This window comes from Nesterenkonia sedimenti, assembly GCF_012641515.1.
GTDB classification, from domain to species: Bacteria; Actinomycetota; Actinomycetes; order Actinomycetales; family Micrococcaceae; genus Nesterenkonia; species Nesterenkonia sedimenti.
In genome coordinates this window covers 199,630-222,189 of sequence record NZ_JABAHY010000003.1, presented here as the reverse complement: position 1 = coordinate 222,189, position 22,560 = coordinate 199,630, and the positions used below count along the sequence as shown (strand labels likewise).

Here is a 22,560-nt window from a genome sequence, read left to right as displayed (position 1 = left end):
CGAAAAACTCGTGATAGATTTCTTGTGTCAGCAACCGGATCGAGCCTTTGAGAGGAGGGGCAGTGAAAAATCTCAACACAATGAACGCGGTAGGAATGTTCGCCACTGGCGGCATTCATCCAATCGGCACCGCTATGCCCCGGACCCTCGGCGGATCCGCGCTCGCAATGCGACGAGCTTGACGGCTAAGCGGACCTGAAGTTCCGCAATTCATCACCAATTTCTGTAGCCATTCCGGCACGCGTCTGTAGATGGCGGAGTATTGCATCTACAGCGCGAATGCGTGTGTCATTAGCTTAAGTCTCTGGTTTTCCATCCATTGGTGTGTCATTCGCTGTGGATTTTATGCCCCTAAGAAGCCTTAATTATTCATGCCTTCAGACGAGTATTTCAAGGAACAGTCATGTCATCAATACCCCAGTTTTCGCGTTCCCAACGCATTGTTCTCTGGATAGGAGAGTCCCTGGTCAGCTGGGCTCAGTGGCAGGCAGCCCGCAGCGAAGCCCGCCGTGCAGCCGCACCTGAAAACCGCAAGCACCAGGATGAGCTCTGTCGCCGCGCAGAGAAACAGCGTGAGGAAGCCATCCTCAACTTCCTGTCCAGGCGATGAGCTCATCACCGCTGAGCAGACTGTCCGGATGCGGCCCGGCTGCCCAGATCATGTTCTGCTGCCCCTGGCTGAACCCCCGGGCGGCAGCAGCCAGGACCAGGTTGCCCTCGGAACCGCCGCCGAGCACGTCATCGGGTGCGGCCAACAGGGCGCCTGGTCCCAAGACGGAGACCATTGTGGAGGTCAATCTGCGGGCAAACCGCATGCCCGCGTCATCGCCGAAATTCACCACCAGCAGGCCCCGGGGGCTGACCCTGGCCAGACAGTTCTCGAAGAACTCTGCCGTGGTCAGATGCCCCGGGGCCTGGTCGGAGTTGAACAGATCCACCACCACGAGGTCATACGCCCGACCAGCCAACTGTTCAATCAGGGCTGCGGCGGCGTCGTCGACCACTGACTCCGGTTTAGGGTGCATCGGCAGATGCTGCAGAACAAACTGCACCAACTCCGGCTCATAGTCGACCACGGTCTGAGCCAGGCCGGGCTGCCAATGCTGAAGCCACCGGGGTAGGGTCAGGGCACCGGCACCCAGGTGCAGGGCATTGGAAGGGCATTCATCTCCAAAACCAGCTGTGATGATCGAACGCATTCTGCGGATGTAGTCATGCAGCAGGAAACTGGGGTCATCAACTTCAACATGAGACTGCTCGGCCCCACCGATGCTCAGCACCACCCCATTGCGAGTCAGGGCATCCGGAAACAGCTCAGCCAGCTGCCCAGACCGGGAAAGGCGCACCGATGCCTGCATCAGCTCACCCCAGAGGCGCTGCGGGGGCGGGACCTGCGGCGGGGTCCCGCCGCGGCGGCCATAAACTCCTCAGCTCGCCGCGTCGGTGCGGGGGTGAGCAGACTGACGCTGAGGAAGAGGACCACTGCTGTGGCAAGGCCCCAAACACCGGAACCCTGGCCGAGGAAGAGCGTTTCGGTGGCCTCCAGGACAAGCACCAAAGAACCAGCGGTGACCACTGAGCTGATCACTGCCCAGGATGTTCCGCGGCGCCAGAAGAACGCACCGATGATCGGCGGGACCATCACCAGAAGGCCCGCCGAGGCGGAGACCGAGAGAACGGCGATCAGGTCCAACTGCAGCTGGGCGAACCAAAAGGCCAATCCGGCCACCACCGGGATCACCGCCTTGCCTGCAGCAAGCTGGATGCGCTCACTGCGGCGGGTGCTGACCACATCGCGGGTGATCATCGAAGACAGGGTCAGCATGATCGAATCGATAGTCGAAACACAGGCCGCCAGGATCCCGATCATCACAATGATCGCCAGGGGAGTGGGCACCAGTCCCGAACCCAACAGTGTGGGAGTAGCGTTATCGGCTGCCTCGAGCTCCGGGAAATGGATCCGGGCCGCGAAGCCCCAGAACACCGAGACGAAGGTGTAGATGAACCCGAAGATCAGGAAACCGATCAGCATCCGCCGCAGATCCTTCATGGACCCCGGGGTGAACAGCCGCTGGGAGACCTGCGGATTCGAGATCGAGAAGAAGATCCACGGCAGGGACAGGGCGATGAAGGTCGAGAGCGTGAAGTAACCCTCCCCGGGAACACTGAGCGCACCGGGCTGATCCTCCAGGCTTGAGAAGAATCCGCTGAGACCGCCGAGCTGATGGATGACGATGACGACAACCAGGGTCGCCGAGAGCACCATCACCACCGATTGGAGGGCGTCGGTCCAGACCACCGAGCGCAGACCGGCCACCATGGCGAAGACAATCGCGGCGAAGCAGACCACGGCGGTGCCGGTGGTGAAACTGATCGCCCCATTGGTCATCCCCGAGACCAGATAGCCGGCACCTGCCAGCTGAACGGCCGCATAGGGCAGCAGGAAGACGAAACTGGCAATGGCGGTCACAGTGGCCGCGGCCCGGCTGGCATACCGATGCCCGATCATCTCCGAAGGGGTCACATAGCCGAACTTCCGGCCCACCCGCCAGAATCGGGGCCCGAAAATCAGCACCAGGGTGACCCCACAGAGATAGAGCAGCTCGAAGCCCAGGGCTCCGACACCACCGGCATAGGTCAGCCCCGCCAATCCGATCATCATGAACGCCGAATAGGTGGTGGCCGAATAGCTCATCGCCGAGAGGAACCCGCCCATCCTGCGGCCGCCGAGGAAGTAGTCCGACATATCCTCAGCTGCCCCGGAGCGGGAGAGCAGGGCCGCCGAGATGGCCACCAGGAAATACAGCCCGATGCCGATCCATACCCAGGTCGATTCCATCAGCGCAGATCCCCTTCGGCGGCATTCTCCTCGTCCTCATCACTCCAGGCGGAGGAGACCAGGACATTGACCGCGATGACGGCCACAGTCGCCACCGTCCAGAACAGGGCACTGCCGTACCAGGCGTCAACCTCGGCCAGCAGGGTATAGGGGACGAGGAACATCGCCAGCATGATCACCGGCACACTGGCCAGCAGCCAGCTGCGGGACGAGGTTCGCTGATGGGTTGGCGGCACCCATTAAGGCTACAGGTGCAGGCGGTTGGGGAGAGTCAGCGATGACGCCCCCGGGAATCTCTGTCCCGGGGGCGTCATCGTTAGTTGTATTCACTTGTGGTGCTGGGGTTACTCCTTGCCGGCAGCCTCCAGCTGTTGCTTGGCGGGGTACCGGATGGACTCCACCATCTCCTGGACCTCCTCGCTCGGAGGTCGGGTGAGATTCGAGATCACAATGGTGATGACGAAGTTCAACAGTGCACCGATCGGGCCGATACCCTCCGGGGAGATGCCCAGAATGTGGTCGTTGGCCGGTGTGCCGAAGAGCTCCAGGGTGTAGATCATGTAACCACCGCTGAAGATCAGACCGGTGAGCATGCCCGCGGCTGCACCGGTGGCATTGGCCTTCTTCCAGAATATTCCCAACATCAAAATCGGGAAGAAGGTCGAAGCCGCCAGGCCGAAGGCGAATGCCACCACCTGGGCCACGAATGCCGGCGGATTCAGCCCGGCCAGGATCGCGATCACCACGGCCACTGCCATGGCAATACGTCCCACATTCATCTGGCGTGCCTCGGAAGCCTTCTCCTTGGCGATCATCCGGAAGTAGATGTCGTGGGAGGCAGCCGAGGAGATCACCAGCAGCAGACCAGCGGCAGTGGAGAGGGCCGCGGCCATACCGCCGGCAGCCATCAGTCCCACAATCGGGGCCGGCAGACCACTGATCTCCGGGGAGGCCAGCACCAGGATGTCATTGGAGACCACGAGGTCAGCCTCGCCGGGAACATTCGAGACCGAGGTGATCTCACCGGTGGTGTTCAACTCCACGGAACCGGCTTCCTGCCAGGGGGCGATCCAGGCCGGGAGATCGTCCTCGGTGGAGCCCTGGGCGCCCTGCAGCAGGTTCAGCTTGGTGAAGGCCCCCACCGCCGGGGCGGTCAGGTACAGCAGGGAGATGAAGAACAGTGCCCAGAAGGCCGAGAAGCGGGCTCCGCGGACCGTCTTGGTGGTGTAGAACCGGATGATCACATGCGGCAGACCGGCTGTACCCAGCATCAGGGACAGGGTCACCAGGAAGACATCCAACTGACCACCGGCACGTCCGGCGAAGGCATCAGTGAACTCATGCAGACCGAAGTCGGTACGCAGTCCGTCGAGCTCCTCCAGAATGCGGCCGTAGGTCACCTGCGGGATCGGGAAATTGCCCAGGTGCTGAGAAACCGCCACGGCGGGAATGAGGTAGGCGGTGATCAGCACTACGTACTGGGCGACCTGGGTGTAGGTGATGCCCTTCATGCCGCCCAGGACCGCGTAGAAGAAGATCACCGCGGCGCAGGCGACCACGGCCCACTGCGGATCCAGTCCCAGGAAGCGGGCGAAGACCACACCACCACCGGTCATCTGACCGACAACATAGGTGAAGGAGATGACGATCGCACAGATGGCAGCGACCACACGAACAGTGTCGTTATACCGGTCGCCGACGAACTCCGGCACGGTGAACTTGCCCCATTTACGCAGATAGGGAGCAAGCAGCAGGGCCAGCAGCACATAGCCGCCGGTCCAACCCATGAGGTAGACCGAGCCGTCCGAGCCGAGGAAGGCGATCATGCCCGCCATACCGATGAAGGAGGCTGCGGACATCCAGTCGGCGGCCACCGCAGCGCCATTGGCGATAGTCGGCACGCCCTGGGAGGCGACGTAGAACTCCTTGGTCTCCTTCACCCGGGAGCGCCAGGCGATGAAGATATAGATCCCGAAGGTCAGGATCAGGAAGAAGTAGGTCCAGAACTCCAAGCCTGTCATTACTGGCGGCCTCCGTTCTTATCGCGTTCGGAGACCCCGAACTCATCGTCGATCCGGTCCATCCACAGGGCGTAGACCAGGATCAGGATCACGAAGGTGTAGATCGAACCCTGCTGGGCGAACCACAGCCCCAGCGGGAAGCCGAGGATGACGATGTTGTTCAGCGGCTCGATCAGCAGGATCCCGAACCCGAAGGAGACGGTGAACCAGATCGCCAGCAGCACAATCATCAGCCGCAGGTTCTTCTTCCAATAACGCTGCCGCCAGCCGTTGTCCTCTGGCGGGGCGTCCGAAGAAGAGTTCTCGTGTGCCACATCGGACATGCGAGACTCCTTTGCTCGTTGACGTGGGCAATGCACATTTGCGCCGGGAGGCACAAACGCCTGAGACAAGACAACCGCTCTGTGACCTGACTCACAAGCAGAACCTGATCAATGGGGTATACGGGTTGCCGAGCGGGGGGTATGCACCGATAAGTGGCATGGGTCACATTAATGGGCCACAGGTGGCCCGTAATCGACCGCTCGGGGTCCGATAACTGCCGTCCGGCAGTGCTCTCCCCGGCAGCCTGGACCCTGTGATGCGGCTCACTCTAGACTGCAGGGCATGAGCATCACCGAACGCGAGCGCACCCAGTCGGCTGGGGTCAACGACAAGGGCCTGCCCGGAGTCTTCGCGCGGCTGAAAGCCGGTAAGGCCCAAGGCTGGGGAATCTTCCACATGGGCAGCTGGCCGATGATGATCGGCGGCATGATGTTCATTGTCTCCGCCTTCTTGCCCTGGGTGACCCTGCCCTGGGTCGAGGAGCTCACCGGAGAGGCCTTCCACCTACGCGGTACTGACGGACCCGGCGTCCTCACCCTGGCAGTGGGCTGTTTGGCCTTCGCCGGTGCCTTCGTGCCCCGGCGCAAACTGGCCATCGGTCACGCAGCGGTCCCAGGCGTCGTCGTCGGTGTCATTGTGCTCATCCAGTGTTGGAACATCATTGCCCAGTCCGTTCAGCTCGATGCCTGGGGCGCCTTCCTGCCCGGTATGGGGCTTGTCCTGGCCGGCGGTGGCGCGGTTCTGCTGATCAAGGCCGGATGGAATATGTACCGGCGCTGGCCCGTGCAGCCGTAGTCTAGACGGCGTGAGCCTGCCCACACCTGCACCCGACGACGGCGAAGTACGGGACACCCCGGCCGAGGTCGACGCCGCCTTCCGGACCCTGCGCCGCATTTCGGTGACCTATTTCCTGGTCTTTCTGGCAGTGGTGGCAGCCTTCCCCGTGCTGTCGCTGACCCTGAACTGGTGGCTGGACTCCCGGCTGCTGGGAAATCTCAGCCCCGGGTTCCTGACCGTGGGTGTGGGGCTCTACGCGATCTTCGCGATCATCGGTATCGCCGCAGCCACTCTGAGCTCCTCGGTGGAACAGCGGATGCTCGGCACCCAGGATGAGCGGCAGCCATGACCTCAACTGCCATCGTCACCCTTGCCGCGGTGCTGGTAATCGTGCTCGGAGTCTCGGTGATCACCCGCCCCCGGCACTCCTCCACGGTGGACTTCTACCTCGCCGGCCAGCGGGTCGGGGTGGCCACCAACTCCTGGGCCATCTGCGGGGACTACCTCTCGGCGGCCTCCTTCCTGGGGGTAGCCGCAGCGGTCTATGTCTCCGGGCTCGACGGCGCCTGGTATGCAGTGGGCTTCGCCGCCGGATTCGTGCCGGTGCTGCTGCTGGTGGCAGCCCCGCTGCGCCGCTACGGCGAATTCTCCCTGGCCGATTTCCTGGGCCGACGGCTGCGCTCAGATTCAGTGCGACTGCACTCAGTGGGCGTGGTCCAACTGGTCATCCTCTGCTACCTCATCCCGCAGTCAGTCGGCGGCGGCATCACCTGGGACCTGCTGGTTGGTCACGGAATCCTGGGCTTGAGCCCCTACTCCACCGGAGTGCTGCTCTCCACGGCGGTGATCGCCGTCGTCGTCGCCTCCGGGGGTATGCGCGGGACCACCTGGAACCAGGCGGTGCAGTTCCTGCTGCTCTTCGGCGCCCTGCTGTGGCTGGCAGTGACAGTCAGCGCCGATGGGTTCCGCTATGGCGATGCGGTGGAGAACCTCAGCCAGGAGCCGCTGGCTAACCCCGAGTTCACCGATGGCGACTGGGAGCTGACCGAGGAGACCAACTCCATCCACCCCGATGAGCCGGCCACCTTCGGGGAACCCGGTGCCCGCTACGGCTGGTTGGGCCAGGTGGCGCTGGTGGTCACCCTGGGGCTGGGCACCGCTGGTCTGCCCCATGTGATGAACCGCTACTTCACCGCCCCCACCGGCCGGGCCGCCCGCACCACCACCGTCTGGGTTCTGGGGATGATCGGAATCTTCTACGGGCTGGCAGTCATGATGGGCACTGCCGCCCGCGAGATCATCCCCGGAGCGGTGGAGGAGCACCCCTGGCTGGAAGAGCTGACCGTTGACGGGGTGCTGCGGGTCCCCGAACACGCCCTGCCGGTACTGGGCCGGATCTACGGGGATGAGGCTGGTCTGGGGCTGATTGCCGCAGCGGCTCTGATCGCCGCGATGTCCACGGTGGCCGGACTCCTGCTGGCCTCCGCTGCGACCTGGGGCCATGACGTCTACGAACGTCACATCAACCCCCGGGCGACCCAGCGCCAGGCCGTATGGGTGGGCCGGGCATCCACCCTGGTGGCAGCCGGTATCGCCGCCGGGCTGGCCATCGCCCTGCGCCCCGATGCCTTCACCCCAGCGATGCCCTCACTGGTGGCCACAATGGTCACCTGGGCCTTCGCCATCGCAGGTTCGGCACTGACTCCAGTGGTGGTACTGGCCATCTGGTGGCGCCGGACCACCGCTGCCGGAGCCCTGGCCGGGCTGATCAGCGGTTCGGTTATCGCCATTGCGATGTTCCTGACCGCCAGTTTCATGGAGCCTGGAGCGCTGCGGGAACTCTTCGCCGCCCCCACCCTGGTGGCAGCCCCTATCGCCTTCGCCCTGACCATCCTGGTCTCCCTGCGGACAACCCCGCCCAAGGAGGCCGATTCCGACTGGGTCATCATGCATGGCACTGCCGCTGACCGGCACGCCGAACGGATGGCCGCACTGACCCTGCGGGAACGACGACGCCGAAAGGACGGGCCCAATGCGCGGTAGCCTCATCCTCGCCGCAGCAGTGCTGGGGATCTGGACCCTGGTCTACGTGATCACCCAGCTGCTGGTCACCCCCGCCCTGCCGGTGCTGCCGACCCTGGGCATCGGGGTGCTGCTGACCATCGGTGTGGTGCTGGGCTACCCCTCCGCACTGCGCGGCCCCCGCGGTGCCCGGGCCCCCAAACTCTTCCGCTCCCGGGAGGGGGAGAAGGAGGGCGCGGCCCGCCAAGACCTGCCTGATCAGGGGGTGCGGAACCTGGCGGTGCGGACCATCCCGCTGCGCTCGGGCCTGACCCAGGATGCAGCCCGCCGCACCTGCGAACTGCTGCGGCCCATGCTCTCCGGAGACGCAGTCTCCATCACCGATACTGAGGAGATCCTGGCCTATATCGGCCCCGGGGAGGACCACCATGTGGCCGGCGGGGCGATGCAGACGTCCGCAGCTCCACGGGCGGTGCGCAAGGGTAAGACCCAGGTGGTCCGCGACCGATCCGGAGTCGGCTGCCGCGAACCCGGCTGCGAGGTCACCTCTGCGGTAGTCTCCCCGCTGCGGATCGGCCAACGCGTCGTCGGCACCCTGGGTGTCTACCAGCAGCGCACTGCCATCCCACCGAAGGAACTGGTGGAGGATATGGCCAATATGCTCAGCCTCCACCTGGAGCTGGCCGAACTGGACCGGGAGAAGCAACTGGCCGCCAGCGCCCGGCTGGATGCCCTGCGCGCCCAGATCAACCCGCATTTCCTGTTCAATATCCTCAACACCATCGCCTCCAAGGCGCGCACCCGGCCCGAGGAGGCCCGAGAGCTGCTGCTGAGGCTCTCCGAATTCTTCCGCTATGCCGTCCGGCAGGAGGGGCATATGGCGGAGTTCGCCCAGGAGTACTACTTTGTGCGGACCTATCTCTCCCTGGAGCAGGCCCGATTCGGCGACCGGCTGCAGGTCCGCTATGACATCGACCCCCAGGTGCTGACCTCCCGGGTGCCGGTGCTGACTATCCAGCCGCTGGTGGAGAACGCGGTCAAACACGGGATCGCCCCGAAGATGGAGGGCGGCACCGTCCGGCTGCGGGCCCGGGTGGATCCGCTGACCCGCACCACCAGCATCCGAGTCTCTGATGACGGGGTCGGAATGGCCCCCGAGGTGCTGGACAACTCGGAGCTGAAGACCCCCGAGGCAGTCAGCGGGCCCGGCGGGCATGCCGGAGTGGGACTGAAGAACATCTCCGAACGCCTCGACTCCCTCTTCGGCGACCGCTACGACCTCTCCATCTCCACCCCGAAATCCGGCGGCACGGTCGTGGAGCTCAAAATCCCGCTGCGCTAATGGTGGAGTAAACGCCGCTACACTGTGATCTGTGTCGCCCCGTGCCCTGATTGTTGATGACGAAGCCCCCGCCCGCGAGGAGCTGCGCTATCTGCTCGAAGAGGCTACCGGGGGGACGGATGTCCAGGTGGTCGGCGAGGCCACCAATGGTGAGGAAGCCCTAGTGCTGCTGCGCTCGCTGGACTATGACCTCGTCTTCCTCGATATCCGGATGCCCGGGCTTACCGGGCTGCAGGTGGCCGAGCAGCTCCGCGAGCTCCCGAACCGGCCGAAGGTCATCTTCACTACCGCCTATCCAGATCATGCGGTGGAGGCCTTCGATCTCGCCGCTGCCGACTATCTCGTCAAACCCTTCGACGCCGAGCGGCTGGCCCGAGCGGTGGAACGAGCCCTGGGTGCCCAGGAGAACACAACCGCCGACGACGCCGAACCCGCGGGGGCCGCACGCAATGGTGAGCACAGGGCCCAGCCAGCAGCAGAACCGGACCCCTTAGTGCGCATCCCCGTCCAACGCGATGGCCGCACTGTGCTGATCGACGGGGATGCCATCGTCTACGCCGCGGCAGCACGGGGCTACTCCTCACTGAAACTGGCCGAGGACAAAGTCCTGGTCTCCTTCTCGCTCAATGAGCTCGAGCGGCGTCTCCAGGGACATTTCTTCCGCGTTCACCGCTCCTATCTGGTGAACCTGCGCTATGTGCGTGAACTGGTGCCCGATTTCCGGGGGCATCTGGTTCTGGTGATGAATGACCGTCAGCGCTCGCGGGTGGAAGTCTCCCGGCGCCATGCCAGTGGTCTGCGCAAGCGTCTCGGTGTATGAGGAAGGACCCGGAATGAACTTCAGGTCCTATGAGTTCAACACCAGTGGAAGCCGCAAAATTGGCCAAAGGAGAAACCGCAGATGACTGCAGTACCCACCATCACCCTCAACGACGGCACCAGCATTCCGCAGCTGGGCTTCGGAGTCTGGCAGGTTCCGGCAGAGCAGGCAGAGGAGGTGGTGACTCACGCACTGCAGGCCGGCTACCGGCATATCGACACTGCAGCTATCTACGGCAATGAGGACGGCGTGGGTGCAGCCATCGCCAAATCCGGCATTCCCCGCGACGAACTGTATGTGACCACCAAGCTCTGGGTCTCCGACTTCAAAGCAGGCAGTACCCACCAGGCTCTGGAGACCTCCCTGCAGAAGCTGGGTCTGGACGCCGTCGACCTCTACCTCATCCACTGGCCGTCCCCAGCCGATGAGAAGTACCTCGAAGCATGGAAGGCCCTTGAGGAGCTGCAGGCCAAGGGCCTGACCCGCTCCATCGGTGTCTCCAACTTCCTGCCCGAGCACCTGGACCGGGTTGCCGAGACCGGATCGGTGACCCCGGCGATCAACCAGGTGGAGATCCACCCCGCCCTGCAGCAGCGCGAGATCCAGGAAGCCAATAAGAAGTACGGCATCGCCACTCAGGCATGGAGCCCCCTGGCTCAGGGTGCGGTCTTCGGTGATGAGCCGATCGTTGCCGCAGCCGAGGCCCACGGGGTCACCCCGGCTCAGGTCATCATCCGTTGGCACCTGCAGCGCGGGCGCATCCTCTTCCCGAAGTCGGTGACCCCGGCCCGCATCGAGCAGAACTTCGACGTCTTCGGCTTCGAGCTCACCGACGCCGAGCTGGATGCCATCGACGCTTTGGACCGTGATGAGCGCACCGGCTTCCACCCTGCTGAGTTTAACCCGGCCTGATCGGAAGGGGCCTAGTTCCCCGCCGCTGAAACTGTTCGCTGGCCCGGTCGCGCTCCGGTCCCTTCTGAGACGCCGGAGGGCGACCGGGCCAGTGTGTTCTTACAGGCTCTAAATAATTCCGGAATATGCGTTCAGGGCGGGCTGGCCACCCAGATGCGCGTAGAGGACATTGGAGTTCTTATCGATGCGCCCACTGTTGACGAGATCGATCAGCCCGGCCATGGACTTGCCCTCGTAGACCGGGTCGATGATCATCCCTTCGGTCTGGGCGCTGAGCCGCATCGCATCCACTGTGGACTCCACCGGGATGCCATAGAGGTCCCCGGCCCAGCCCTCGAGGACATTGATCTCCTCGTCACGAAGTTCACGGCCGAGGTCGATCAGCTCAGCGGTGTTCCTTGCGATCCGGGCAACCTGCTCCCGGGTCTTCTCCAGGGTCGCGGAGGCATCAATCCCCAGGACCTGGCGGGGCTGGTCCTGGCCGGCGAATCCGGCGATCATGCCGGCATGGGTGGAACCGGTGACCGTGCAGACGATGATGGTGTCGAAGAAGACCCCGAGTTCCTGTTCCTGCTGCTGGACCTCATAGGCCCAGTTCGCGAAGCCCAGACCACCGAATTTATGCTCCGAGGCTCCGGCGGGGATCGGATAGGGCACACCGCCCTCTGCCTCCACCTCAGCCAGTGCTTCCTTCCAGCTGGATCGGATGCCGATATCGAAACCCTCGGGACTGAGGCTGACATCTGCGCCCATGAGTCGGGAGAGCAGAATATTGCCGACTTTATCGTTGACGGCATCGGGCCAATCCACCCACTTCTCCTGCACCAGCCGTGCCTTCAGCCCCAGTTTGGCGGCCACTGCCGCGACCTGGCGGGTGTGGTTGGACTGGTACCCGCCGATGCTGACCAGGGTGTCGGCCCCGGAGGCCAGGATGTCCGGGACGATGTACTCCAGCTTGCGGGTCTTATTGCCGCCGAAGGCCAGCCCCGAGTTCACATCCTCACGCTTGGCCCAGATCTGCGCCCCGCCCAGATGCTCGGTCAGCCGGTCCAGTCGGTGAATGGGGCTCGGGCCGAAGGTCAGGGGATAACGCTCGAAGTCGGATAGGGCCATGGGAACTCCTCTGTAGACAGCGGGGAGACTGGCGATCAGTCTGCTATATATTGCATATTGCTCCATGGGGTGATGTCAAAGGGTGACATAGGATGCATGGCATGCCAGTACCGAATACCGCCCCGCTGACCCGGCGATCACTGCTGCGCGATGACGTCTACCGTGCGGTGCGCGATGCCATCGTCCGCGGAGAATTGGCGCCGGGGGAGAAGCTGGTGGATTCCCAGCTGCAGGAATGGCTGGGTGTCTCTCGAACCCCGATCCGCGAGGCCCTGCTCCGACTGGAGCGAAGCGGTCTGGTCAGCGCTGTTCCCGGGCGCTCCACTATGGTCACCCCCTATGACACCGTGGCCGTAGGAGACTCCCGCGTGGTCGCAGCCGAACTGCACAGTCTCGCCGCTCGTCTGGCCGTACCGCAGCTGGAGGCAGCCGATTTCAACCGATTGACTGAAGCCAATGAGGCTCTGCGCAAGGGGGTCGAGGCCGGAGATGCCGAAGCATGTGTAACCGCCGACGACGCCTTCCACGGGATATTCATCCACCGCGGCGGAAACGCTGTCCTCACCGAACAGATCGACCAGGTCATGCCAGTGCTGCGCAGGGCGGAGTACCTGCATTTCGACTCGGCCAGGGCGCTGACCTCCATCAGCCACCATGAACAGATCATCGCAGCGGCCCAGGCCGGTGATGCAACCGGCTGCGCTGAGCTGACCCAGCAGAACTGGCTGGCCCTGAGCGAGGGTTAAACAGAAGCGGGGGCCGGCTCCCCTTCAGAGAACTCAAACGATTCTCTGGGGCCGACCCCCGCTGATTAGCCTCAGCGGCTAGTTCTGTATTCGGTTACTTCTTCTCCTCGTCCTCATCGGGATCCACAACAGGGATGGTCCCGGTGGCGACGGTCTCGTGGAAGTACTCCTCTGCCTCGTGCTCCCAACCGGTGTAGGAGGCAGAGTATTCAGGCGTCTCGAAGGAGGCATCGCCGTCGATCGGATCGCGGTAGGCGGCCTTCTTGTCCCAGCCGAGTACACCGGTCTCAGCGTTGACCTTGGTGGCATGAGCCGGGATGTCCTGAATAGCCAGCACCAGATCATCGTTGCCGTTGTCCTTACCAGAGGCAGAGCCCTTACCGGCAGTGATCGGCAGTCCGGCCAGAGTGGCCGAGGTGTTGCCGAACATACCGCGCAGCACCTTGGTCTGCTCGTTGAGCATCTGCAGCAACGTTCGCTGCACGGCCGGGCCCTCATCGGAGCCGGCCTCGGCGCGGGCGGTGTCCACCAGGGCTGCCTTGGAGGCATGGCGGCGGACCCGCACATAGCGTGGGGTGTTCTTGCCGTCATAGGCCAGCAGGCGCACCATGGCCACAACAGCCAGAGCGAAGACGATCGACAGCGGTGCCGCTGCGGAGATGGAGGCCACCTGCAGCACGCGTAGTGAGGCATCCGGTTCCGGAGCCGCTGCCAGCAGCACGATGGCGGTCACAGCGATCAGCAGAGTCCAGAACACACGGGTCAGACGCGGGGTCTCGGTGCGACCGCCATAGGCCAGCACGTCGGTGACCAGGGAGCCGGAGTCACCGGAGGTGATGAAGAAGATGGTGATCACCAGGATGCCGAACACGGCAGCCAGGGAGACCGCAATCTCAGCCACCGGCAGGTTCTGGAACAGCAGGTAGAGACCCTCGGCTTCGTCAAGGGTGCCCTCATCGTTCTGCATATTCGCTTCGTCCCGGAGGTAGTAGAAGATACCGGAGGAACCGAAGATGGAGAACCAGATCACCGAGATCATAGTCGGGGCCAGCAGCACGCCGAAGACGAACTCACGCACGGTGCGGCCGCGGGAGATCCGGGCGATGAACATGCCCACGAAGGGTGCCCAGCTCATCCACCAGCCCCAGTAGTAGATAGTCCAGTCACCGGAGAAGGTGGACTCGGCCTCAGGGTCGTGGTAGGCGGCGTTGGTCTCAAAGATCATCTGCGGGAAGGTCTGCAGGTACTCACCGAGGTTGCCCACCATGGACTGCAGCAGGAACAGGGTCGGTCCGGCCAGCAGCACGAACAGGGCCAGTCCGGCGGCCATGACCATATTGATGTTGGACAGCCACTTCAGGCCCTTATGAACACCGGTGATCACCGAGAAGGTGGCGATGGCCATAATGCCCACGATCAGCCAGGTCAGCAGGAATTCGTTATCCGCATTGGCCCAGCCCATGAAGTCCAGGCCGGTGGCGATCTGCTGGACACCGATGCCCAGTGAGGTCACCACACCGAAGACGGTACCGACGATGGCGACGATATCGATGACGTGGCCCACCCAGGACTGGATGAGCTTACGGCCGAAGATCGGCTCCAGCAGCCAACGGATGGACAGCGGCCGGCCGCGGCGGAAAGTCATATAGGCAAGGCCCAGGCCGACGATCACGTAGATCGCCCAGGCATGCAGACCCCAGTGGACCAGTGCCTGGCCGACGGCCTCGCCGGCATCACCGTCGGGATCAGCGAACTCCGGGGGGCCCATGAGGTTGAACAGCGGCTCGGAGACGCCCCAGAAGACCAGGCCGATACCCATACCTGCAGCAAAGAGCATGCAGAACCAGGAGCCCAGACCAAATTCCGGTGCCTCGTCGTCGCGGCCCAGGCGGATGTTTCCAGCCCGGGAGAAGCCTGCCCACAGGGCGAAGGCGATGAAGACTGCAGTCAGCAGTACGTACCACCAGCCGACACCTTCAACAATATTGGCGTTCAGCGTTTCAAATGCTTCCTCGCCCTCAGTAGCACCCCACCAGGTGGCGAAGATCAGGGCGCCGACGATCAGCAGCACCGCGGGAATGAAGACCGGTAGACTCAGCCCCTTCCACGCATCGGAGAGGGACCAGTCCCTCAATTTGCTCTCTGGCTGCGAAGCCATTGAGTACCCTCCTAATAGTCACAGTAATAACGTAAAAGTAGTCGTTTACTGTGCTCCACTGTAACCGTTGGGGCGATTACACCTTTATAACTCTTGTTGAAGATGACGAATCCGGGCTTGGCGTATCCAGGTTGAGTCGCTACCGTGGAACGCATGCCCACAGGCTTTCCTGAGCCTGCGCGCCGGATGAGGATGATGAGGGGCACTGCAGCACGAACCTGCGTTGCAGTAACGATGGCAGCTGGTCTGACCGTGACCACTGCGGCCGCCGCTTCCTCCTCTGTCGCGCAGCCCGCTCCCGCAGCTGAAGGGGTCACCGGAGTGGTGACCCCCGGCGTCTCCTACCCAGCGCCAGGTCAGCCTTCTGGTTCGGATGACGACGACGCCTCCGCCTCTGTGGTGGAGAAGGATGAGGGTGACCTCCGGGTCGCGACCCTGCACGCAGGTATCACCGCCGACCCCGACGCCGATGACCCCGTAGACCAGCTGATCTCCTCACTGAGCACCGGGAACCATATCCCGGCTCGTGCAGTGGCGCAGACCGCTCAGATCAACGATCCCGATGTGCTGGTTCTCACCGGGGTGAGTTATGACGAGGACGGTGCCGTAGCCGAACTGCTGCGCACCCGGTACCTCGCCAGCGGCCAGCACGGGGAGGCCAGCCTCGACTACCCCTATGTATATGCCGCAAGCACCAACTCCGGGCGTGACTCCGGGGCAGACCTCGACGGCGATGGTGTCATCGGAGGACCCGGTGACGCCGTGGGCTACGGGGAGTTCCCCGGCCAGTACGGCAATCTGATCTTCTCGAAGCACCCCATCGTTGAGGACGAGGTGCGCAGCTTCCAGAACTTCCTGTGGAGCGATCTGCCGGATAACTCCATGCCGGAGGACGAGCACTCCGAGCTCGAGGAGTCAGTGCTGCGCCTGCCGGAGACCAACCTCCTCGACGTTCCTGTTGAGGTCGACGGCGAAACCGTCCACGTTGTTACCACCTCCACTGCAGTGCAGCAGACCGATGACCTTGCCGTTGCCCGCAGCAATGATCTGCGCCGGGTCATCGGTGACTATGTCTCCGGCAATGCCTGGTACCTCTACGACGATGAGGGTGAGACCGGCCCGCTGGATGCAGGCACCCCCTTCGTCGTCGCCGGCTCTCCTGTGATTACCGGAGAGTCCCCCGAGGATCTCAGCCCGCTGCTGGAGGCTCCCGGAGTTCAGGACCCCGAGCCCGAGGCCATCACCGAGGTCAGCCTCGAGGAGCGCCCCGGCCCCTTGGAGGACACTGACGAGACTGCCACGCACTTCGTGGAGCAAGGCGGAGATCTGCGGACCTCCTATGTCCTGCCCTCCACAGGACTGGATGTCAGCGGCTCCGGCGTGTTTTGGCCAGGATCGGGTGAACTGGGCTATGAAGTGGTGGATCCCACCTCCTCCTACGCCCTCCTCGATCGGCTGGTCTGGGTCGATCTGACTCTGGACGACTGAGCTCATAGACTCAGCTATATGGCTTCAACGCAGATAGTGCCCTACCAGGGCTCTGGCTCGGACTACTTCCCCCAGCCGCGCCGAATCGGTTCCGCCCAGCGTGCCCAGCAGAAACAGCAGCGCCGGGCCGCGAAGAAAGCGGCCAAACCAGTCTTCCGCAGTGCTGCCACCGGTTATCTCACCGCGAAGTCGGTCAGTTTCATCTCGCGTCAGGCTTTCAACGAGGACGGCACTCTGACCCCATCGGCCGAGACCTGGCTGACCCGTGCTGTGACCGTTCAGCGCCCTGTTGTCCTGGCGAACCTGCGGCGGATGCGCAAATCCCATCCCACCTTCACAAACCGCCAGCTGGCCGCCCAGTTGGACAAGGAGTTCAAACGCTCCATGACCGGGGGAGGGGCACTGATCGGCGCAACCTCGGCTGTGCCTGGTGTCGGCACCGTCACCTCACTGGGGCTGTCCACCTTGGCCACCGGTAGCTTCCTGGAGCTGTGTGCCATCTACGCTCAGTCCATGGCGGAGCTTTCCGGAGTCAGCACAGAGGACCCCCAGAAGGCCAAACTGTTGGTCATGGGCGTGATGCTCGGCGATGAGGGCCGCCGGCTGCTCGCAGAGCTCTCGGCTCAGGCCGATGGGCGTGGGGCGGGCCCAGTGGGTTCCATCGTTCCGCTGAGCAACCTGGCCTCCTCTGCCGGAACAGCCACCACTATGGCCGGCATCGTCTCCACTCAGCTGAAGAAGCAGTTCGTCCGGCGTTTCTTCGTTCGACAGGGCACCTCCATGTTCGGCCGGGCTATTCCCTATGGCATCGGTGCGGTGATCGGCGGGATCGGCAACCGGGCGTTGGCCAATCAGATCGTCCGCAGCGCGCATAAGACCTTTGGTGAGCTGCCGGAGGAGACTCCAGAAGCCGTCGTCGAGGATTTCAAACGAGGTCTGCAGCGGGAGAAGCTGCGAGCCGACCGCAAGGAGCGTCGGGCGAAGAAGAAGGAACTGAAGGCCTCGGTGAAGGCCAAACGCGCCGCCAGAAAGCAGCTGCAGAGTTAGGTTTACGAAATGTTCACAGAGAGTTCCACCCATATTTCGCCCCGCTGTCGCCTGAAGTTGGCCTCCTGGCCCTAGCGTGAAACTGTGACGATCACACCAGCAGTGAATCAGCACCCCGGCGGCATCCGGTCACCCCGTCCTTTCGGACAGACCCCTACAGCCGCCCTCCACCGAATCCCCGAGGATCTCGAGTTCAACGTTCCAGAGACTGACCCCAATCAGAGGCGGGCAGCAGTCTTCGCCCACCGCGGAGCATCAGGACTCTTCCCGGAGCACACCCGGGCGGCCTATATGCGAGCCATCGAAGAGGGCTCCAATGGCCTGGAGATCGATATTCACCTCTCCAGCGACGGGGAACCGGTCTGTTTCCACGACCCGACGCTGGAACGTACCACTGATGGTGCTGGTGCCCTGGCCGATCTCAGCCTCGCCCAGCTGCGCCGGCTTGATGTCTCCAGTTGGAAGACTCCCAAGCTGCCCAGCCGATATGGCGGTCGCAGTCAACAGCTGATGACCCTGCAGGACACCTTAGAGCTGGTCACCAACGCCGGGCGGGACTTCCGGCTGGCTGTGGAGCTGAAACACCCCTCACCCTTTGGGCATAAGCTGGAGGATCGGGTGCTGAAGGTGCTGCTGGAGTTTGGCTGGGACCCGGAGACCTCTAGGATCCCCGCTGGCGAGCACAGCGTCGAAGTCAGCTTCATGAGCTTCTACCCGGGCTCTCTGATGCACCTGTCCGAACTGGTCTCCAGCGATAAGCTCTGCGCTCTCTTCAGCACGGTCACCGAGGAGGAGGTCCGGTCGAGGCTCTCCCACCTTCGGTTCTCCGCAGCGGTTAAGCCGGTTGTGGCAGCGATTATGCGCGGTACCGTCCGGGATTCGGAGTCGCTGGTCTGGAACAGCAAAGTGGGGCTGGCCGGACCCGGTGTGGAGTACGTCCTGCAGCATAAGGCTGAGGCCAAGGCTTGGATCGCCCGTGGGGCGATCATGCGGGTCTGGACCGTCGACAAGATCGCCCACGCTGATCAGCTGCTCGACCTCGGGGTCCAGGAACTGACCACAAATTGGCCGGCCCGAATCATCCGCCAGGTCACCCCGGAACCTGCTGGTTCCGAGCGGCAGATGGCCGCTTCGCTCTCCATCTGAGTTCTCCGCCACGGCCGAAGTTCCGCGCCTCTCGCCCCGATGGGCTTTGGCTGGGTACTATGTGGACTACTCTGAACCCCCTCCAGGAGGTCTGCGATGCCCCAGCAGGACACGGAAACCCCCGGCCCGGCCACCCCTTCGAAATACGGTGTGATCGTCGGCGTCGACGGCTCGGAGCAGTCACTGAGGGCTGCCCACTGGGCTGCCGCTGAAGCCTATCGACGCGAACTGCCGCTGAGTGTGGTCACCGCCTATTCGATTCCGGCCTTTGCTGCATCTTCCATGGACGGCGGCTACGCCATGATGGATGACTCATCCCTGCGTGCCGGTGCCGACCGGGTGATTGATGAGGCTAAGGAGTTCTTGCGTGACTACCCGGGTGAAGTCTCCTACTACGTGGAATCGGGTGATCCCACAGCAGTGCTCCTGGAGTACTCCGAGGCCGCCGAGATGCTGGTGGTCGGCTCCCGCGGCCGCGGCGGCTTCTTCGGGCGGCTGCTGGGATCGGTCTCCTCGGCTCTTCCTGCCCACGCGAAGTGCCCCACTGTCCTGGTTCCGCTGAAGTTCTCCACTAAGGAGGAGAACGCGGTCACCACCGCCACGGGCGCAATACCGATTGTGGCTGCCACGGATCAGCCCGGGGCACCCGCCCCGGGGTCGCTGATCGAAGAGGGCGCCCATCCGATCCGGACCAAGGACAAGCGGCCCGTGGTCGCCGGTGTCGATGGATCCGACTACGGCCGGGTGGCTGCCCTGGTTGCCGCTCAGGAGGCCTCTGAGCGGGAGACGACCCTTCGACTGGTCTGCGCCCTGCCACCCCTTGGATCGACGCTGGTGTGGATTCCTACACATATTGATGACACCGATGCGGTCAAGGAACTGCAGGAGAAGCTTGAGGCCGGGAAGCTGTGGCTCAATGACCATTACCCGGAGCTGAACATCGATGCAGAGGTCATTGATGGCACCGCAGTGGATGTCCTGGTCGAGGAGACCCGCGGTGCGCAGCTGACAGTGCTCGGCACGCGTGGCCGCGGTGGCTTCGCCGGCATGCTCCTGGGCTCGACCTCTCAGGGGGTGCTCCAGCATGCTGAGGGCCCCTTGATGGTTGTCCCCGAGGAGGACGACGAGCGAATCGAGAACCGCGCAGACTTCGGTCCGGTTCTCTGAGCGTCGCTGCGAACATTCCCATGTGTTCGCCAGTCGGACGCTTCGAGCGGACTCCCAGAAATCTGTACGGGGATTTGCCGTTCATGGTCATGACCTAAGAGTTCTCAGTGAATCCTTCTGAACAGGTCCAAATCGCTTGATAGCGAGTGAACCGCCTTCGTAGCGTGAGCCTTGTGCTACTGCTCACAGCAGCAGAAGCACAGGAAATGAAGGAATGCATAACGAAGGAGGAGAGGCAGGTGACCTCTCGGAGGACACGTACACTCTCAGGACTCGCTGGCTTGGCTCTGCTTGGCGGCATCACACTCGGCGGAGTCCCTGCCGCGAATGCATCGCACCATCCGGGACCGGAGGGTGGGGGACCTGCTCTGACTTTGTGCCACAACATGAAGTGGCAGTACCAAGTGGCGAACTGCCCTTGGCACAGTATGAATTGGGTTCCGAAGTACGCTGATATGTACTACCCAGACGACTGGCGCGATCCCCCTGCAGCGAGGGAGAAGTACTGAGCCCCTTTTGTGAAACAGCCTCTGTCGTTAGGGCCCAACGACAGAGGCGTTTTGTTGTCCTCAGGGCGGCGACCAATCCCTTGTCTCGGGCCCATCAAATCATCCAAGTGAGGGGATCGGCTCTGTTGCCGGATTGCCTGGCGTTGACGGGATGCAGCTGAGTCCTGTAATCCGTGCCCTGACCTGTGAAATTTTACCGACTTGATGTGATGGGTTCACCGCGTCTCAACCTGCAATTCACGTCTCCGGGGGAGACTCAGGCTGGGCCAAGTACATACCAAAATGCCTGATCAGCCCAGAATCAAACTCGTGCAAACCCCTCTTGGAGACGTCTGTGGAATACGGAAATGATGAGCACCCAGCAACCAGCCGCAAATGGCGTGCAGTATGCGGCGCCACACTAGGAGGGCCCTTGCCCTCACAGCCTGCGGCGGTGGAGCTGGATCTGAAGCAGTAGATGAGGACGGAGAAGTGGCCGAGGGTCTCTCCGGTGAGCTCAACTTCGTAGCAACCTTCCCAGAGGAAGCGGTTACACCAGCCATCGAGGCGTGGAACGAAGTAAACCCAGATGTGACCGTCAATTATGAAGAGCTGCCCTTGAACGACCTCAATGAGGTCATCCGTACTCGCATCGGCTCGGGAGACGCTACGCCGGATGTCTACGCGGCGGATCAACCTCGCATAGCCGCGCTGGTCGAAGATGAGCTGCTGCTGGACATCAGTGAAGACTTCGACGACGCAGAAGAACTCTTCGACCCCTCCACAGTCGAAGTCTCTACTGTGGAAGACAATCTCTACGCCGCCCGGTCAATACCTCCATGGTCGTCCTGTACTACAACGAGGAGCTCCTAGAGGCCGCAGGCGTGGAGCCGCCCTCCAAGAGCCCCGACGATCGCTGGACTTGGGAAGAACTGCGCGAGGCCGCGGAGGCGACACAGGACGCCGGTGCCACCTATGGTTTCCAGATCTTCCGAGTCAGTCAGATTTTCCAGATGCAGCCCCTGGCGGAATCACTGGGCGGTGGCAGCGGTATGAACACTGAGACTGACCCCCATGAGCCTGATCTGACAAATGATGGCTGGGTGGAGTCCATGGAGTTCTTCCAAGAGTTGCACGAGGACGGGATCTCGCCCCGTGGTGTCGCCGTCGTCGTCATCAGTTTTCTGGTGCCATTCGACGCGGTGGCGGTTCCGCTGGCCACTCAGTTCCGTGAGTTCGGCCTGGCCAACAGTTATACGGGGCTGGTGCTGCCCGGCGTGGGGCATGGCTTGGTGACTACTGTCTACGGAGATACGACTACCCGGGCGAAGGTGGCTGCCCGTGTCCTGGAAATGCTAGGGGAAGCCGATGTCCCGGTGGCGGCAGGGGAGGCATCGCCGCTCTCGGGCAGCGAGGTGTTCTGGGCTGGGCACGAGGGTCAGGGCTACGGGGATCTCAGTGAAATTGGGCTTCCGGGGAGTCGAGACAGCGCACTCGAGCTGATTGGCCACAGTCTGGACCGTTTCGGCAGTGATTTGGTGATTGCCGCGATCGGTCCATTGACCAACGTCCGCCTGGCGTAGGAACCGCGAGCCCAGGGCGGGGGTTCGGTTCCACGGTGCGTGCTGGCAATGGCCGGCCAGTTCGGCAACGGACTGCCGGACACCAATGTTCGCGCTGATGCGGAGGCGGCACGGCGCCTCGCCGCATGCGGGATTCCGGTGGTCTATGTGGGTATAGAACTCTGCCGGGAGGTTCCCTTCACAACTGAGGATCTCGCAGTTGCGGCGCCGCCGGCGTCTGGGGATGTGGCCGCAATGATCCGTGACCGCACACAGGGCTGGTGGGATCATTTGGGGCGTCCTGGATCGAATCCCTGTGACCCCCTGACCCTCCTTGCCCTCATGGCACCACAGCACTTCAGGTTTCAGCCGGTGGAAGTGAGGTTCGACGACGACGTCGACGCCCCTGGAACGACCCATTGGCGTCCAATGGGATCTTCGGAGCCCCCGGTGAGAGCCTGGAGAGCATCTCATGTTGATGTGTCTGCAGCTCGGGAGGGTATACGAGAGCGCCTTCGCAGAGCCGTGCTCGGCCGGCCGCAATAATTTGGAATGAAACGCGAAAACCCCCGGGGATTCCGGGGGCTT

Annotated in this window: 20 protein-coding genes and 1 pseudogene; 14 read left to right on the top strand and 7 right to left on the bottom strand. The window is 63.1% G+C overall.

From position 1 onward, the window contains the following. Window positions 1-403: 403 nt before the first annotated feature. On the top strand, window positions 404-610 hold the full coding sequence (locus HGQ17_RS05430; RefSeq protein WP_168886951.1) for a hypothetical protein: 207 nt from the start codon (window positions 404-406) through the stop codon (window positions 608-610). On the opposite strand, the gene HGQ17_RS05425 is transcribed toward HGQ17_RS05430, so the two are convergent. The 5 genes from HGQ17_RS05425 to HGQ17_RS05405 form a co-directional block, all read right to left on the bottom strand. Then, on the bottom strand, window positions 588-1,358 hold the full coding sequence (locus HGQ17_RS05425; protein ID WP_168886950.1) for a spermidine synthase: 771 nt from the start codon (window positions 1,356-1,358) through the stop codon (window positions 588-590). The genes HGQ17_RS05430 and HGQ17_RS05425 overlap by 23 nt on opposite strands. Next, complete coding sequence (locus HGQ17_RS05420; protein WP_168886949.1) at window positions 1,358-2,839, bottom strand: sodium:solute symporter family protein; 1,482 nt, start codon at window positions 2,837-2,839, stop codon at window positions 1,358-1,360. The genes HGQ17_RS05425 and HGQ17_RS05420 overlap by 1 nt, the downstream gene beginning before the upstream one ends. Beyond that, the gene (locus tag HGQ17_RS05415; protein WP_168886774.1) at window positions 2,839-3,075 is read right to left on the bottom strand and encodes a hypothetical protein; all 237 of its coding nucleotides are present in this window, start codon (window positions 3,073-3,075) and stop codon (window positions 2,839-2,841) included. Before HGQ17_RS05415 ends, HGQ17_RS05420 begins: the two co-directional genes overlap by 1 nt. A 108-nt stretch (window positions 3,076-3,183) precedes the next feature. Beyond that, entirely contained in the window at window positions 3,184-4,860 is a 1,677-nt protein-coding gene (locus HGQ17_RS05410; RefSeq protein WP_168886948.1) for a sodium:solute symporter family protein, read from the bottom strand. Then, window positions 4,860-5,183, bottom strand: coding sequence for a DUF4212 domain-containing protein (locus HGQ17_RS05405; RefSeq protein WP_168886947.1), 324 nt, complete (start codon window positions 5,181-5,183; stop codon window positions 4,860-4,862). The genes HGQ17_RS05410 and HGQ17_RS05405 overlap by 1 nt, the downstream gene beginning before the upstream one ends. A gap of 283 nt (window positions 5,184-5,466) precedes the next feature. On the opposite strand from HGQ17_RS05405, the gene HGQ17_RS05400 reads away from it, so the two are divergent. From HGQ17_RS05400 to HGQ17_RS05375, 6 genes are all read left to right on the top strand, one after another. Further along, window positions 5,467-5,979 (top strand): hypothetical protein, encoded by a 513-nt coding sequence (locus HGQ17_RS05400; RefSeq protein ID WP_168886946.1) that lies wholly within the window; start codon window positions 5,467-5,469, stop codon window positions 5,977-5,979. A gap of 10 nt (window positions 5,980-5,989) precedes the next feature. Further along, complete coding sequence (locus tag HGQ17_RS05395) at window positions 5,990-6,310, top strand: hypothetical protein (protein ID WP_168886945.1); 321 nt, start codon at window positions 5,990-5,992, stop codon at window positions 6,308-6,310. After that, on the top strand, window positions 6,307-8,004 hold the full coding sequence (locus HGQ17_RS05390; RefSeq protein ID WP_168886944.1) for a sodium/solute symporter: 1,698 nt from the start codon (window positions 6,307-6,309) through the stop codon (window positions 8,002-8,004). The genes HGQ17_RS05395 and HGQ17_RS05390 overlap by 4 nt, the downstream gene beginning before the upstream one ends. Continuing rightward, window positions 7,994-9,325, top strand: coding sequence for a histidine kinase (locus tag HGQ17_RS05385; RefSeq protein ID WP_168886943.1), 1,332 nt, complete (start codon window positions 7,994-7,996; stop codon window positions 9,323-9,325). The genes HGQ17_RS05390 and HGQ17_RS05385 overlap by 11 nt, the downstream gene beginning before the upstream one ends. Window positions 9,326-9,356: 31 nt before the next feature. Continuing rightward, window positions 9,357-10,145: a LytR/AlgR family response regulator transcription factor gene (locus tag HGQ17_RS05380; RefSeq protein ID WP_168886942.1), complete on the top strand. Its 789-nt coding sequence runs from the start codon at window positions 9,357-9,359 to the stop codon at window positions 10,143-10,145. Window positions 10,146-10,226: 81 nt separating this feature from the next. Beyond that, a complete protein-coding gene (locus tag HGQ17_RS05375; protein WP_168886941.1) occupies window positions 10,227-11,057 on the top strand; it encodes an aldo/keto reductase in 831 nt (276 codons plus the stop codon). A 108-nt stretch (window positions 11,058-11,165) separates the two neighbouring features. On the opposite strand, the gene HGQ17_RS05370 is transcribed toward HGQ17_RS05375, so the two are convergent. Beyond that, window positions 11,166-12,170 (bottom strand): 1-aminocyclopropane-1-carboxylate deaminase, encoded by a 1,005-nt coding sequence (locus HGQ17_RS05370; RefSeq protein WP_168886940.1) that lies wholly within the window; start codon window positions 12,168-12,170, stop codon window positions 11,166-11,168. Window positions 12,171-12,271: 101 nt separating this feature from the next. Here HGQ17_RS05370 and HGQ17_RS05365 point away from each other — a divergent pair, with 101 nt between their 5' ends. Continuing rightward, the gene (locus HGQ17_RS05365; protein ID WP_168886939.1) at window positions 12,272-12,916 is read left to right on the top strand and encodes a GntR family transcriptional regulator; all 645 of its coding nucleotides are present in this window, start codon (window positions 12,272-12,274) and stop codon (window positions 12,914-12,916) included. Window positions 12,917-13,010: 94 nt separating this feature from the next. Here the strand turns inward: HGQ17_RS05365 and HGQ17_RS05360 are convergent, their stop codons facing one another. Beyond that, window positions 13,011-15,074, bottom strand: a complete 2,064-nt coding sequence (locus HGQ17_RS05360) for a BCCT family transporter (protein ID WP_211090450.1) — start codon at window positions 15,072-15,074, stop codon at window positions 13,011-13,013. A gap of 234 nt (window positions 15,075-15,308) precedes the next feature. Between HGQ17_RS05360 and HGQ17_RS05355 the strand changes: the two genes are divergently transcribed. The 6 genes and pseudogenes from HGQ17_RS05355 to HGQ17_RS15215 all read left to right on the top strand — a co-directional run bounded on the left by HGQ17_RS05355 (window position 15,309) and on the right by HGQ17_RS15215 (window position 22,518). After that, window positions 15,309-16,562 (top strand): endonuclease/exonuclease/phosphatase family protein, encoded by a 1,254-nt coding sequence (locus HGQ17_RS05355; RefSeq protein ID WP_168886938.1) that lies wholly within the window; start codon window positions 15,309-15,311, stop codon window positions 16,560-16,562. Between the two features lie 18 nt (window positions 16,563-16,580). Beyond that, window positions 16,581-17,609 (top strand): hypothetical protein, encoded by a 1,029-nt coding sequence (locus HGQ17_RS05350; RefSeq protein ID WP_168886937.1) that lies wholly within the window; start codon window positions 16,581-16,583, stop codon window positions 17,607-17,609. Window positions 17,610-17,693: 84 nt separating this feature from the next. After that, on the top strand, window positions 17,694-18,755 hold the full coding sequence (locus tag HGQ17_RS05345; protein WP_324615196.1) for a glycerophosphodiester phosphodiesterase: 1,062 nt from the start codon (window positions 17,694-17,696) through the stop codon (window positions 18,753-18,755). 96 nt (window positions 18,756-18,851) lie between these two features. Beyond that, on the top strand, window positions 18,852-19,922 hold the full coding sequence (locus HGQ17_RS05340) for a universal stress protein (protein WP_168886936.1): 1,071 nt from the start codon (window positions 18,852-18,854) through the stop codon (window positions 19,920-19,922). 896 nt (window positions 19,923-20,818) lie between these two features. Next, complete coding sequence (locus HGQ17_RS15485; protein ID WP_168886935.1) at window positions 20,819-21,283, top strand: ABC transporter substrate-binding protein; 465 nt, start codon at window positions 20,819-20,821, stop codon at window positions 21,281-21,283. Further along, window positions 21,250-22,518 (top strand): annotated as a pseudogene (locus HGQ17_RS15215) (nucleoside hydrolase). The gene HGQ17_RS15485 and the pseudogene HGQ17_RS15215 overlap by 34 nt, the downstream one beginning before the upstream one ends. Window positions 22,519-22,560 lie beyond the last annotated feature (42 nt).

Excerpts from the sequence above, each read along its gene's own strand:
- HGQ17_RS05370 (WP_168886940.1), bottom strand. The coding sequence starts at position 12,170 with ATGGCCCTATCCGACTTCGAGCGTTATCCCCTGACCTTCGGCCCGAGC.
- HGQ17_RS05430 (WP_168886951.1), top strand. The coding sequence starts at position 404 with ATGTCATCAATACCCCAGTTTTCGCGTTCCCAACGCATTGTTCTCTGG.
- HGQ17_RS05375 (WP_168886941.1), top strand. The coding sequence starts at position 10,227 with ATGACTGCAGTACCCACCATCACCCTCAACGACGGCACCAGCATTCCG.
- HGQ17_RS05350 (WP_168886937.1), top strand. The coding sequence starts at position 16,581 with ATGGCTTCAACGCAGATAGTGCCCTACCAGGGCTCTGGCTCGGACTAC.
- HGQ17_RS05390 (WP_168886944.1), top strand. The coding sequence starts at position 6,307 with ATGACCTCAACTGCCATCGTCACCCTTGCCGCGGTGCTGGTAATCGTG.
- HGQ17_RS05410 (WP_168886948.1), bottom strand. The coding sequence starts at position 4,860 with ATGACAGGCTTGGAGTTCTGGACCTACTTCTTCCTGATCCTGACCTTC.
- HGQ17_RS05405 (WP_168886947.1), bottom strand. The coding sequence starts at position 5,183 with ATGTCCGATGTGGCACACGAGAACTCTTCTTCGGACGCCCCGCCAGAG.
- HGQ17_RS15485 (WP_168886935.1), top strand. The coding sequence starts at position 20,819 with ATGCGGCGCCACACTAGGAGGGCCCTTGCCCTCACAGCCTGCGGCGGT.
- HGQ17_RS05360 (WP_211090450.1), bottom strand. The coding sequence starts at position 15,074 with ATGGCTTCGCAGCCAGAGAGCAAATTGAGGGACTGGTCCCTCTCCGAT.
- HGQ17_RS05340 (WP_168886936.1), top strand. The coding sequence starts at position 18,852 with ATGCCCCAGCAGGACACGGAAACCCCCGGCCCGGCCACCCCTTCGAAA.
- HGQ17_RS05420 (WP_168886949.1), bottom strand. The coding sequence starts at position 2,839 with ATGGAATCGACCTGGGTATGGATCGGCATCGGGCTGTATTTCCTGGTG.
- HGQ17_RS05355 (WP_168886938.1), top strand. The coding sequence starts at position 15,309 with ATGGCAGCTGGTCTGACCGTGACCACTGCGGCCGCCGCTTCCTCCTCT.
- HGQ17_RS05425 (WP_168886950.1), bottom strand. The coding sequence starts at position 1,358 with ATGCAGGCATCGGTGCGCCTTTCCCGGTCTGGGCAGCTGGCTGAGCTG.
- HGQ17_RS05385 (WP_168886943.1), top strand. The coding sequence starts at position 7,994 with ATGCGCGGTAGCCTCATCCTCGCCGCAGCAGTGCTGGGGATCTGGACC.
- HGQ17_RS05400 (WP_168886946.1), top strand. The coding sequence starts at position 5,467 with ATGAGCATCACCGAACGCGAGCGCACCCAGTCGGCTGGGGTCAACGAC.
- HGQ17_RS05365 (WP_168886939.1), top strand. The coding sequence starts at position 12,272 with ATGCCAGTACCGAATACCGCCCCGCTGACCCGGCGATCACTGCTGCGC.